The sequence below is a fragment of the Pseudomonas sp. GW822-FHT04H02 genome, from assembly GCF_058800645.1.
The window spans coordinates 208,121-220,894 of sequence record NZ_JBXAMM010000004.1; the positions used below are offsets into that span (position 1 = coordinate 208,121).

Annotated in this window: 11 protein-coding genes; 7 read left to right on the forward strand and 4 right to left on the reverse strand. The window is 67.2% G+C overall.

Annotation, left to right across the window (positions count from 1 at the left end; genetic code table 11):
• The first annotated feature begins 96 nt into the window (after positions 1 to 96).
• From AC1RMG_RS18490 to AC1RMG_RS18520, 7 genes are all read left to right on the forward strand, one after another.
• Positions 97 to 999 (forward strand): AraC family transcriptional regulator, encoded by a 903-nt coding sequence (locus AC1RMG_RS18490; RefSeq protein WP_011061777.1) that lies wholly within the window; start codon positions 97 to 99, stop codon positions 997 to 999.
• Between the two features lie 177 nt (positions 1,000 to 1,176).
• Positions 1,177 to 3,408: a TonB-dependent siderophore receptor gene (locus AC1RMG_RS18495; RefSeq protein ID WP_493169843.1), complete on the forward strand. Its 2,232-nt coding sequence runs from the start codon at positions 1,177 to 1,179 to the stop codon at positions 3,406 to 3,408.
• A 16-nt stretch (positions 3,409 to 3,424) separates the two neighbouring features.
• Positions 3,425 to 4,297, forward strand: coding sequence for a PepSY-associated TM helix domain-containing protein (locus tag AC1RMG_RS18500; protein ID WP_231114246.1), 873 nt, complete (start codon positions 3,425 to 3,427; stop codon positions 4,295 to 4,297).
• On the forward strand, positions 4,284 to 5,417 hold the full coding sequence (locus tag AC1RMG_RS18505; protein WP_194237836.1) for an ABC transporter substrate-binding protein: 1,134 nt from the start codon (positions 4,284 to 4,286) through the stop codon (positions 5,415 to 5,417). The genes AC1RMG_RS18500 and AC1RMG_RS18505 overlap by 14 nt, the downstream gene beginning before the upstream one ends.
• The gene (locus AC1RMG_RS18510; protein WP_011061781.1) at positions 5,414 to 6,481 is read left to right on the forward strand and encodes a FecCD family ABC transporter permease; all 1,068 of its coding nucleotides are present in this window, start codon (positions 5,414 to 5,416) and stop codon (positions 6,479 to 6,481) included. The genes AC1RMG_RS18505 and AC1RMG_RS18510 overlap by 4 nt, the downstream gene beginning before the upstream one ends.
• A gap of 8 nt (positions 6,482 to 6,489) precedes the next feature.
• On the forward strand, positions 6,490 to 7,308 hold the full coding sequence (locus AC1RMG_RS18515; protein WP_011061782.1) for an ABC transporter ATP-binding protein: 819 nt from the start codon (positions 6,490 to 6,492) through the stop codon (positions 7,306 to 7,308).
• 3 nt (positions 7,309 to 7,311) lie between these two features.
• Positions 7,312 to 8,526 (forward strand): MFS transporter, encoded by a 1,215-nt coding sequence (locus tag AC1RMG_RS18520; RefSeq protein ID WP_493169845.1) that lies wholly within the window; start codon positions 7,312 to 7,314, stop codon positions 8,524 to 8,526.
• Between the two features lie 188 nt (positions 8,527 to 8,714).
• Here AC1RMG_RS18520 and AC1RMG_RS18525 read toward each other — a convergent pair whose 3' ends face one another.
• From AC1RMG_RS18525 to AC1RMG_RS18540, 4 genes are all read right to left on the reverse strand, one after another.
• The gene (locus tag AC1RMG_RS18525) at positions 8,715 to 9,893 is read right to left on the reverse strand and encodes a sugar transporter (protein WP_011061784.1); all 1,179 of its coding nucleotides are present in this window, start codon (positions 9,891 to 9,893) and stop codon (positions 8,715 to 8,717) included.
• A gap of 132 nt (positions 9,894 to 10,025) precedes the next feature.
• Positions 10,026 to 10,625, reverse strand: a complete 600-nt coding sequence (locus AC1RMG_RS18530; protein ID WP_011061785.1) for a TetR/AcrR family transcriptional regulator — start codon at positions 10,623 to 10,625, stop codon at positions 10,026 to 10,028.
• Positions 10,626 to 10,769: 144 nt separating this feature from the next.
• Positions 10,770 to 11,657 carry an alpha/beta fold hydrolase gene (locus tag AC1RMG_RS18535; RefSeq protein WP_493169849.1) on the reverse strand — a complete coding sequence of 296 codons (888 nt, stop codon included), beginning with the start codon at positions 11,655 to 11,657 and terminating at the stop codon, positions 10,770 to 10,772.
• Between the two features lie 22 nt (positions 11,658 to 11,679).
• Entirely contained in the window at positions 11,680 to 12,735 is a 1,056-nt protein-coding gene (locus AC1RMG_RS18540) for a sugar phosphate isomerase/epimerase family protein (RefSeq protein ID WP_015635973.1), read from the reverse strand.
• Positions 12,736 to 12,774: the final 39 nt, after the last annotated feature.

Below are 12,774 nucleotides of genomic sequence, written 5' to 3' on the forward strand. Positions count from 1 at the left end.
ACGGTGCTCGAAGGCTAAAGGATAATCATTCTTAATTACAGAAAGGCAATTTCCTGCTAGCGTATGGCCTCTTTTCAGGTCCACAGGGAGTTCGCCATGCTCAGCCCCAACGCTGCGCCGCAGCCTGTCAAAAGGGATTCCACCCTGCACTTTCCCAACCCGCAGCACACCGGGTCGGCCGCTGTAGTCCCGGAGGTCACCCTCTCCACCGGGACCGTGCTGATGGACAGCCAGATGTGGATGCAGGAGCCGCTCTGGGAAGGCCTGAAAATCATCCTGGTGCTCAGCGGCCAGCTCAATTGCCGGGTCGAAGGCCAGCCCGAAGTGGAGATCCGCGGGCCGACCCTGTGCGCCGTGGCCAACCAGGGCGAGCACTGCGGCGACCACCTGTTCGCCAGCGGCGTGCCGGTGCGCTACACCACAGTGCAGCTGGACTTCCCCTCGATCCGCAATGTCGGCCTGGAACCCGAGCGCCTGCTCGATCAGCGCGGCGGCGGCCCGATGCTGTTCTGCCAGCCGGCGAGCAAACCGCTGCTGGCCCTGGCGCAACAGATCTTCACCTGCCCGCTGCAGGGCCCGACCCGCTCCTTCTACCTGGGTGGCAAGGCCCTGGAACTCACCGCCCTGGGGGTCGAGGGGATTCTCGCCCAGGCCGAATCCAGGCCACTGCAGGACAGCCCATGCAGCTCGGCGGACATCGAGCGCATCCATGCCGCCCGTGACCTGCTGCTCAACTCATTGCAGGATTCGCCTTCGCTGTCGGAGCTGTCGCGCCAGGTGGGCCTGAACCCGCGCAAGCTCACCGCCGGTTTCCGTCAGGTGTTTGGCACCAGCGTCTATGCCTACCTGCAGGAGCAGCGCCTGGGAGAAGCCTATCGCTTGCTCGCCAGTGGCGAGACCAATGTCTCCAGCGCGGCTTATCGGGTCGGCTACAGCCCGGCGCATTTCTCCACGGCCTTTCGCAAGCGCTTCGGGGTGTCGCCCAAGTCCTTGCGTTGAGCCCGCTCCTGCTCGAGCCTGCTCCATCCAAAGCTGCGCCTGGTGATCCGGGCGCCCTCCCCGCGCCGTACCGCAAACGAAAGAAATGGTCGCTCAAGCCAAAGTTTTAGCCCGCAACCCAAGCTCACAAATGAGATACGTTTGCATTCTCATTTAATCCCCATCACGGAGTGAAGCATGGGTAGCCGCTTTGCGCACCGAAACACCTCAGGTTGTCCCGTCAATTGTGTGGTCTCGCGTCCGGCTCTGGGCCGCAACCCGCTGGCGTGCCTGATCCACGGCCTGGCCCTGGGCCTCTCGCTGACCCAGGCCGGCGCCGCGCTGGCCGCCGATGGCGATACCGACCAGGACCACGCCCTGACCCTGGACACCAGCGTGATCAGCGCCACCCAGCCCGACTCCGCCACCGGGCCGCAGGCCGGTTACGTGGCCAAGCGCAGCCTCAGCGGAACCAAGACCGATGCCAGCCTGAGCGAAATTCCCCAGTCGATTTCCGTGATCACCCGCGACCAGATGGATGCCCAGCAGGTGCAGTCGGTGAACGAGGCGCTGCGCTACACCGCCGGGGTCCAGGCCAATACCACCGCCGCCAGCCAGCGCTTCGACACCCTCTCGATCCGCGGTTTCGACGTCACCACCGGCATGCTCCGCGATGGCCTCAAGGGCAATACCGCCCAGGCCTGGCCCAAGGTCGAAGCCTATGGCCTGGAGCGCATCGATGTGCTCAAGGGCCCGGCCTCGGTGCTGTTCGGGCAGAACTCGCCGGGGGGCGTGGTCAACCAGATCAGCAAGCGCCCGCTGGACAAGCCCTTCCATGAAGTGCAGATCCAGGGGGGCAGCTTCGACCGAGCCCAGGGCCAGTTCGACTTCAGCGGGCCGCTGGATGATGAAGGGCAGTTCCTCTATCGCCTGGTGGGCCTGGAGCGCGACAGCGGCACCCAGTTCGATCACATCAAGGACGACAAACAGTACTTCGCGCCCTCCTTCACCTGGAAGCCCAACGACGACACCAGCCTGACCCTCCTGGCCGACTACACCCAGGACACGTTCGGCGCGCCGCGGGTGTTCCTGCCGGCCCAGGGCACCCTGCTTGGCAACCCCAATGGCAAGGTCAGGCACAACGTCTTCCTCGATGAACCGGGGCTGGACAACGACCGCACCCAGTACTCCCTGGGCTACCTGCTGGAGCACCGCCTGAATGACGTCTGGAGCCTCAATTCCAGCGCCCGCTACGGCCACGTCAACCTGCTGACCAACACCGCCAGCGGCATGTCCCTGGCTCCGGACCTGCGCACCCTGAACCGCGCTGCCTATCGCTTTCGCATCGTCGGCGACACCTACTCCCTGGACAACAATGCCCAGGCCCGCTGGAACCTGGGCAGCACGCAAATGGTGTCGCTTTTGGGGGTGGACTACCGGCGCACCCGCGAGGACTACTACCTGCGCGGCGGCTCGGCTTCGCCCATCGACATCTATAACCCGGTGCACGGCGGCGTGTTCGACCCCAGCACCCCCTTCACCAACACCGTGCAGCGCGCCGATCAGGTCGGGGTCTACGCCCAGCAGCAGTTCACCTTCGATGAGCATTGGGTGCTCACCGTCGGCGGACGCCAGGACCGCTCCAGCGCCCGAACCGATAACCGCATGAACGACAGCGGCAGCAAGCAGGACGACGAAAAGTTCACCTACCGCACCGGGCTGGTGTACCTGGCGGACAACGGCCTGGCACCCTACATCAGCTATTCCACGTCCTTCGACCCGGTGCTGGGCACCAACTTCTACGGCACGCCGTACAAGCCCACCAGCGCCAAGCAATCGGAAGTGGGGGTCAAGTACCAGCCGCCGGGCATCGACAGCTACATCACCCTGTCGCTGTTCGACCTGACCCAGGAAAACGTCAAGACCGCCGATCCCGCCAACCCGTTGAATACCCTGCAGACCGGCGAAGTGAACGTGCGCGGCATCGAGCTCGAAGGCAAGGCCAGCCTGGCCCGGGGCCTGGACCTGCTGGCGGCGCTGACCTACAACGACGCCGAGGTGAGCAAGAGCAACAACCCGCTGGAGAAGGGCAAACGCCCCACCGACACCCCGGAAAAAATGGCCTCGCTGTGGGCCGACTACACCTTGCCCGAAGGCCCCCTGAGCGGCCTGGGCTTTGGCGCCGGGGTGCGTTACATCGGCTCCACCGAGGCCGATGCCGCCAACACCCAGCGCGTGCCCTCCTACACCTTGCTGGACGCGGCGGTGCACTACGACTTCGACAAGCTGATCCCGGCGGCCAAGGGCCTGCGCCTGGCGGTGAATGCCACCAACCTCACCGACAAGCACTATTACGAAGGCTGCTCGCTGACCAATTGCAGCGCCGGTTATGACCGCAGTGTCATCGCCAGCCTGCGCTATCGCTGGTAAGCCGCCGATGCTGTCCATGCGTGATATCTGGCTCAGGCTGCACCGCTGGCTGGCCCTGTGCCTGGGGCTGTTCCTCGCGCTGCTGGGCCTCAGTGGTTCGCTGCTGGAGCTCAAGGGGCCGATCCTGCGCTGGGAGGTCGGTGCGCAGATGCTGCAATTGGCCCCTGGCGAGCATGGCACGCTGCTGCAACAGGACGCCTGGATCAGGGCCGCCTCCGACGCCTACCCGCAATTGCACAAGGTCTTCGGCGCAGCCCCACCGCGCCAGGGCTTTCTCGAATCGGACAATGTGATCGTCTTCGGTGCCCTCAAGGAGCGTCCCGGCACCGGCATCGCCATGATCGATCCTTATAGCGGCGAACCCCGGGGCTTCTTCGTCTTCGAGGACCTGTGGCTGGCCAAGCTGGTGGCGCTGCACCGCAGCCTGCTGCTGCCGCCAGCCTGGGGTTCGAACCTGGTGCTGCTCTGTGGCCTGGCGCTGCTGGGCTCCCTGGGCAGTGGCCTGTACCTGTGGTGGCCGGGCCGGCGCAGCTGGTGGAAGGCCGCCAGCCTGCGTCCCGGCAGCCGGGGCAACCGACGCCTGCGGGAATGGCACAACGTGGCGGCGGCCTGGCTGTGCCTGCCGCTGCTGCTGATTGCCGGCAGCGGTGCCTGGCTGGCACGCCCCGACCTCTTCACCTGGCCCGGCGCCCAGCCGATGGCGATCAAGCCGCTGTTTTCCGCGGCCCATGGCCACTTGCTGCTGGGCACCCCCGGCGCCTGGCTGGCTTTTCTCTGCGGCATTTCGTTACCCCTTCTGTACCTCACCGGCCTGCTGCTGTGGTGGCGCAAGCGCGCTGCCCGCCGGGCCGTCCAATCGTTCAAGGAAACTAGCCATGACACACCGTGATTTCTTGCGCCGGGCCCAGCGCGGGCTCTTGCTCGGCCTGCTGCCCCTGGGCCTGCTATGGGCCGCCACGGCCAGCGCCGCGACCCTCACCGATCTGGCCGGACGCCAGGTCCAGGTGCCGGAGAAGGTCGAGCACATCCTCCTGGGTGAAGGCCGGATGATCTATTCCCTGTCGCTGCTCGAAGGCCAGAACCCGTTCGCCCGTCTCGCCGGTTGGCAAGGGGACTTTCGCGGCCTCGACGTGCAGGGCTACGAGGCCTATCACAAGGTCTTCCCCCAGGCCGACAAGGTGCCGCTGGTGGGCGGCACCTCGGCCGAGACCTTCAGCGTCGAAAAGGCCCTGGCGGTGCACCCGGACCTGGCGATCATGGCCCTGAGCGGCGGCCATGGGCCGAGCCCCGACAGCGAGGCGGTGAAACAGCTGGAGGCCGCCGGGGTGGCGGTGATCTTCGTCGACTTCAGCGACCATCCCCTGAGCAACACCGTGCCCAGCATGCGCCTGCTGGGCCAGGCCCTGGGCCGTGAGCAGCGGGCCGAGGAATTCATTGCCTTCTATCAGCAGTCCCTGGCCAAGGTCACCCAGACCCTGGCCAAGGCCGGTACCGTCAAGCAGCCGAAGATCTTCATCGACATGCTCGCCGGGCTGCAGGACTGCTGCGGCTCGCCGGGCACCGGCAACTTCGGCGAGATGATCAAGCTGGCGGGCGGGCGCAACATCGCCGACGGGCGCATACCCGGGCCCATCGGCACCCTGAACGTGGAGTACATCCTCTCCAGCAACCCGGACGTTTACGTGGCCACCGGGGTCTTTGCCGCCGGCCAGGGCGGCGTGACCCTGGGTTATTCCGCCACCTTGCAACAGGCCCGGGACAGCCTGCGCCAGGCCGCCAACCGCCCGCCGCTGAATGAACTGCGGGCGGTGCGCGAAGGCAATGTGCACGGCTTGTGGCACATCTTCTATGACTCGCCGGAACACCTGATCGCGGTCCAGGCCCTGGCCAAGTGGCTGCACCCGGAGCTGTTCAAGGACCTGGACCCGGACCAGACCCGCCGCGAGCTGTACCAGCGCTTCATGCCGATTCCCGCCAGCGGCGTGTTCGCCACGAGCCTGAAACCATGACCCAGGCTGCCACCGACGTGGCGGACAACCTTGCCGCCGGCCATTACCAGCGACGCCACGGGCGCCGAGTGCTGCTGTTGGGCGGGCTGGCCCTGGCCCTGCTGCTGTCCCTGGCCCTGGACATCACCACCGGGCCTTCCGGGATGAGCCTCTCGCGCCTGCTGCAGGTGCTCTGGGACCCGGGCTCGATGCCCCGGGTGGAAGCGGTGATCGTGTGGAACGTGCGCCTGCCCTACGCCCTGATGGCGGTGCTGGTGGGGGCCGCCCTGGCCCTGGCCGGGGCGGAGATGCAGACCGTGCTCGACAACCCCCTGGCCAGCCCCTTCACCCTCGGTGTATCCGCCGCCGCGGCGTTCGGTGCAGCCCTGGCCATCGTCCTCGGCCTGGGCCTTCCCGGGGTGCCGGCGCAGTACCTGATCTCGGCCAACGCCTTCCTCTTCGCCCTGGCCTCGGTGGCCCTGCTGTACCTGCTGGCACGCTGGCGCGGCTTCGGCGTGGAAAGCCTGGTGCTGTTCGGCATCGCCCTGGTCTTCGCCTTCAACGCCCTGGTGGCGCTGCTGCAATTCGTCGCCACCCAGGACAGCCTGCAGCAACTGGTGTTCTGGACCCTGGGCAGCCTGGCCCGGGCCTCGTGGGAAAAGCTCGCGGTACTGGCCCTGGCGCTGTTGCTGTGCCTGCCCTTCTCCCTGCGCCAGAGCTGGGCCCTGACCGCCCTGACCCTGGGCGAGGAACGGGCCCGCAGCTTCGGCATCGACGTTGGCCGCCTGCGCCTGCTGTCGCTGCTGCGCATCAGCCTGCTGTCGGCCCTGGCGGTGTCCTTTGTCGGCACCATCGGCTTTATCGGCCTGATCGCCCCGCACATCGCCCGCCTGCTGGTGGGCGAAGACCATCGGCTGTTCCTGCCGGCCAGCGTGCTCAGCGGCGGGCTGATCCTGTCCATGGCCTCCATCGCCAGCAAGGCGCTGATCCCCGGGGTGCTGATTCCGGTGGGTATCGTCACCGCCCTGGTGGGCATTCCCTTCTTCATGGCCATCGTCATGCGCAACCGTCGAGGTGTCCTGTGAAGCCGCCTGTGTCCTCCAACGCCGGCCTGTGCACCGCCGGCCTGAACATGCACTACGGCAACCGCCAGGTGCTGTGCGACGTGGCCCTGCCGCCCCTGGCCGGGGGCAGCGTGACCGCGCTGATCGGCCCCAACGCGGCGGGCAAGTCGACCCTGCTGCGGGGCATCGCCGGGTTGCACAAGACCTCGGGCCAGGTACTGCTGGACGGCGTCGACCTCAACCGCCTGCCCCAGGTGGAACGGGCGCAGCACATCGTCTACCTGCCCCAGAGCCTGCCGGAACGTACCCGCCTGTGCGCCTTCGAAGCAGTGCTCAGCGCTGCCATGGCCGGGCATCGCACTGGCGGTTTCGCCCCTGGCCGGCCCAGCGCGGCGGTGTTGCACGGGGTCGAACAAGTGCTGCAGGACCTGGACCTCACCGCCCTGGCCGACCGCCCGATCGACGCCCTCTCCGGTGGCCAGCGCCAACTGGTGGGCCTGGCCCAGGCCCTGGTGCGCCAGCCCCGGGTGCTGCTGCTGGACGAACCCACCAGCGCCCTGGACCTGTACCACCAGTGCCAGGTAGTGGAAGCCATCACCCGGGCCACCCGCGAGCGCCAGTTGATCACCCTGGTGGTGGTCCACGACATCAACCTGGCCCTGGGTTTCAGCCAGCAGGTGGTGGTGCTGCACCATGGCCGCCTGGCCGCCGCCGGGCCGGCCCTGGAGGTGATCAACCCACAACTGCTGCGCGACGTCTACGGCGTCGACGCCAGCCTGGAACAGGTACGCGGTCGACCGCTGGTGATGGTCGACGGCCGCCTGCCCTCTCACTCAGCCCTGGGATAAACCATGACCAACGCTCAACAGCTGCCCCTCGACACCCTGGACACGCCCCAGGCCGCCCCGGCCTTCGACCTGCGCCCGCTGCTGGTGGCCAACCTGGCCTGCACCATGGCGATGATGGCGTTCGTTTCGCTGATCGGCCCCATTGCGCGGATTCTCGGCCTGGCCACCTGGCAGGCAGGGATGGCGGTGACCGTCTCCGGGGTGATCTGGATGCTCCTGGCCCGGCCCTGGGGCCGGGCCAGCGATCGCCTCGGTCGGCGGCGCATCCTGCTGCTGGGCACCGGCGGCTTCACCCTGGCCTTTCTCGCCCTCAGCCTGTTTATCGACGTGGCGCTGCACGCCCTGCCTTCGGCGCTGCTGGCGTTTGCCGGGTTGCTGCTGGGCCGCGGCCTGATCGGGGTGTTCTATGCGGCAATCCCGGTGGGCGGCTATGCGCTGATCGCCGACAACATCGAACCCGAGCATCGCGCCCGGGCCATGGCGTCCCTGGGGGCGGCCAACGCCTGCGGGCTGGTCCTGGGGCCGGCGCTTGCCGCATTGCTGGCGCGCCACAGCCTGAGCCTGCCGTTCTATGCGCTGGCGGTGTTGCCGCTGCTGGGCTTCGCCTTCCTCAAGGCACGGCTGCCGCGCCAGGAACTGCACCTCAAGCAGCCGCCCAAGCCGGTGAGCCTGGGCGACCCGCGCCTGCGCCGGCCGCTGGTGGTGGCGTTCGTCTCGATGCTGTGCGTGGCCATGGCGCAGATCACCGTGGGCTTCTTCGCCCTCGACCGCCTGGGCATGAGCCCGGCCGACGCGGCGCAGACCGCCGGCATTTCCCTGACCCTGGTGGGGGTGGCGCTGATCGCCTCGCAACTGGTGGTGCGCAAACTGGAATGGCCGCCGCTGCGGATGATCCGCATCGGCGCCCTGGTGGCGGCGCTGGGCTTTGTCACCAGCATTCTCGCGGCCCAGGCCTGGGTGCTGTGGCTGGGGTTCTTTGTTTCGGCCGCCGGCATGGGCTGGATCTTCCCCTCCTTCGCCGCCCTGGCCAGCAACTCGGTGGACGCCGCCGAACAGGGCGCCACGGCCGGCTCCATCGGCGCGGCCCAGGGCCTGGGGGTAGTGGTCGGGCCCCTGGCCGGGACCCTGATCTACGGGCTGGAGCCACGCCTGCCCTACCTGCTGGCGGCGCTGCTGCTCGTACTGGTCGCCTGCTGGCCCGTAGCCCGACTCCGGTAACCTTCGGGCGAACGACGCGCATTATCGAAACCCTGCGGCCCTGTAGCCGCTGCCGAGCCTGCGGCGAGGCTGCGAAAAGGTCCGCAGGACCTTGCTCGGCGGTCTCCAACCGGGCACGCAGCGGCCTTGAGAGCGCCGCGCCCCTGCGACGGAGTGCCGCCCAGACCGTTCGCAGCCTGCGGCAGCGGCTACACGCTGGTGCGGCTCATGCGGCCCAGGGCCAGGCTGTACAACAGCAAGGCCAGGGTCGCCAGGGCGCCACCCGCCAGGCCGACATAGGCAAAGCCCAGCTGCCCGCCGACCCAACTGCCCAGCAGCGCACCGCCGCCAATGCCGATGTTGTAGATGCCGGAGAACATCGCCATGGCCACGTCGGTGGCGTCCGGCGCCAGCACCAGTACCTTGGATTGCAGGGCCAGGCCGAAGCCCATGATCGCCATGCCCCAGAACACACTCAGGGCCACCAGCGACCAGACGTGGCCATTGAGCGGCAACAGCAGGCTCAGGCACAGCGCCAGCAGCGCCACCGCGGTCAGTAGAAACCCCTGGGGGCTGTGGCGGTGCAGCCAGCTGAACAGCAGCGAGCCGATGATCCCGGCGCCGCCGAACACCAGCAGGACCAGGGTCACCACCTCGCCCCCCAGGCCCGCCGCCACCTTGATGAAGGGCTCGATGTAGCTGTAGGCGGTGAACTGCGCCGTCACCACCAGGGCGGTAAGCACATAGATCGCCACCAGCGCCGGGCGCTTGAACAGCAGCGGCAGGCTGCGCAGGGAACCGGAGTTCTGGCTCGGCAGCAGCGGCAAGGTGCGGATCAGCCACAGCACCAGCAGGCCGGCCATGGCCGCGATCACGCTGAACGTGGTGCGCCAGCCCAGGGCCTCGCCCAGCAAGCGGCCCAGGGGAATGCCCAGGACCATGGCCAGTGAGGTGCCGGTGGCCAGCAGCCCGAGGGCCTGCACCTGCTTGCCCGGCGGCGCCAGGCGCACCGCCAGGGACGCGGTGATGGACCAGAACAGTGCATGGGCCAGGGCCACGCCGATGCGGCTGAGCATCAGCAGGCCGAAGTTGCTGGCCAGGCTGGAGAACACATGGCTGACGATAAACAGCCCGAACAGCACCGTGAGCAGCTTGCGTCGTTCGATGTTGCGGGTCAGCAGCATCACCGGCAGCGAGGTCAGGGACACGATCCAGGCGTAGATGGTGAGCATCAGACCGACCCGCTCGGTGGGCAGGTCGAAGCTGGCGCCAATGGCGCTGAGCAGGCCCACCGGCACAAACTCGGTGGTGTTGAAGACAAAGGCCGCCAACGCCAGCGCGATGACCGGCTGCCAGTTGCCTTGGGGTGTCGCCGCGGAATCACTCATGGGGGGGCGTCATACTCTTTCGATGATGGAACGGGTCCGGGACCCGCTGAAAAAATGCACAACCCGGGCCAGCATCGCTGCTCCCGGATTGCGGGCAAAGGCTCCCAGGCGGAGCCAGGGTGCAGCGCCGCTTCAATTCCCTTGGGCGGTTCGCGCAAAGACCTGCATGGCCAGCGCCACGCCCTGCAGCAGGCGCGCCGCACTGACGCCGTCGCGGGCTTGCACCGACAGCCCGTGGAGCACCGTAGAGTAATAATCGCCCAGGGAAGTTGCATCGCTGTGGCCGGGCAGTTCACCCGCCTGCTGCGCGGCTTCCAGGCGCTGGATAATGCTTGCGGTACGCGCCCGGCGATGTTCGGCCAGCCATTCGCGCACGCTGTCGTTGTCGCTTGAGCAGTTCACCGCCGAGGCCACCACCATGCAGCCACGGGGGCCGTCGGCCCGGGTGTAGAGTGCCACCGCTTCTTGCAGCATGCGCTCGATGGCGACGTAGGCGCAGGGCTCTTGCAGGGCCAGGTCGGCGAAACCGCCTTCCTGGCTTTCGTACAGCTCGATGGCCTCGCGAAACAACGCCTCCTTGGAGCCGAAGGCGGCATAGATGCGCGCCGAGGCGATGCCCAGGGCCGCCACCAGGTCGGCCATGGAGGTGGTTTCGAAACCACGGCGCCAGAACAGTTCGAGCGCCTGGCGCAGTGCCTGGTGACGGTCGAATTCGCGGGGTCTTCCAGCCATGGGGGTCGGGTATCTCGTCGGGACAGGGAAGGCGCTCGGTTGAGCCCGAACAGCCGGTTGGCGCAGGGCGCCGGGACGAAATGATATTAGATTTGCGCCGGCCGCGGCCAATTTCCGTGGCCGCGGCCTTGCCTGCGCCCTGCCTCAGTCACGGCCCTCCTGCAGAAACGGCAGCAGCAGCGCGAGAAATTCCTCCGGTGCCTCTTCCATGATGAAGTGCCCGCAGTCCTCGACAATGGCCCCGCGCAGGTCATTGGCATGGCCCTGCAGGGTCAGCAGAGGTGCATCGTTGGTGGCGTGCTCGGCACCAATGGCCAGCACCGGCATGGTCAGCGGCTGCTGCGCGCGCAGCTGATTCTGGCGCACCGTCTCGGGGATCGCCCGGTAATAGGCGAAGCCTGCGCGCAACCCGCCCGGGGCAGCGTAGGCCTCGATGTAGACTTCGGCGGCCACCGCCTCGCGGCGATGGGACCAGTGGTCGAAGATGTAATTCAGATAGGCCCGCTCGCGCCCGGCGATCAAGGCTTCCGGCAAATCCCGCAGCTGGTTGAACATGAAGTGCCAGAGAAAGATGTTCTGCTGCGGCGCGACGAAAATCGGTGGTGCATCCGCCAGCCCGGGGATCACCGCCTCGGTCAGCGCCAGGCGCTCCACCGCCTGCGGATGGTCGCTGGCCAAGGCGTAGGCGATCCACATGCCGACGTCGTGGCCGACCACGCTGTAGCGCTCGAAACCCAACTGCCCCATCACCTGGTGCAGCACCCCGGCCACATGGCCGGTGTCGTAGCCGTGCTCAGGGCGGTCGGACTGGCCGCTGCCCGGCGGGTCCACGGCAATGGCCTGGAAGCCTTGGGCAGCCAGGGCCTGGATCACCTGACGCCAGGCGTACCAGGTCTGCGGCCAGCCGGGAATCAGCAGCACCGGCCGGCCCGTGCCGGCGGTGACACAGTGGATGCGCTGGCCATCGACGCGCACGTAACGGTGAACCAGGTCGAGGCTGTCGGCCTGGAGGTTGTCAGTCAAAGCATTCATGGTGTGTTCTCGATGAAGGGTTTCAGGCAATGCCGAGCATGGCGTTGATCTGTTGGCGGTCGATCTGCGCGCCGGCGAAGTCGTCGAAGATGCGCTGGGTGACCTGGATCATGTGCCGGTTGATGAACTCGACACCTTCCCGGGCGCCATCCTCCTGATCCTTGAGGCAGCACTCCCACTCCAGGGTCGCCCAGCCCGGGTAGTCGTATTGCGCCAGCTTGGAAAAGATCCCCTTGAAGTCCACCTGGCCATCACCCAGGGAGCGGAAGCGCCCGGCGCGCTCGACCCAGGCGCTGTAGCCGCCGTAGATGCCCTGGCGGCCGCTGGGATTGAACTCGGCATCCTTGACGTGAAACATGCGGATGCGCTCGTGGTAGATGTCCAGGTAACTCAGGTAGTCCAGCTGTTGCAGCACGAAGTGGCTGGGGTCGAAGAGGATGTTGCAACGCGGGTGATGGTCCACCAATTCATAGAAGCGTTCGAAGCTGGTGCCGTCGTGCAGGTCCTCGCTGGGGTGGATCTCGTAGCACAGGTTGACCCCCTGCTCGTCGCAGGCATCGAGGATCGGCCGCCAGCGCCGCGCCAGCTCGTCGAACGCCGTCTCGATCAGGCCCTCGGGGCGCTGGGGAAAGGGAAACAGATAAGGCCAGGCCAGGGACCCGGAAAAGGTCCCCAGCTCACTCAGCCCCAGGCGTCGCGAAGCCTTGGCCGCCAGCTTCATCTGCTCCATGGCCCAGGCCGTTCTGGCTTGCGGATTGCCCCGCAGCGCTGGCGGCGCGAAGTTGTCGCACATCGCGTCGTAGGCCGGGTGCACCGCCACCAGTTGGCCGAAGATATGGCTGGTCAGCTCGCTGATCTGCAGGCCCTTCTGCGCCAGCTGGCCCTTGAGTTCATCGCAGTAGTCCTGGCTCTCGGCCGCCGTGGCGACGTCGAACAACCGCGCATCCCAGGCAGGGATCTGCAGCGCCTTGAAACCCAGGTCGGCGGCCCATTGGGCAATCGCCGGCAAATTGTGGAACGGCGCCGTCTCGGCGCTGAATTGCGCCAGATGCAGGCTGGGACCCTTGAGGGTTTTCATCGAACTGCTCCCTATTCTTTGTCGGTCGACAAAGAATAG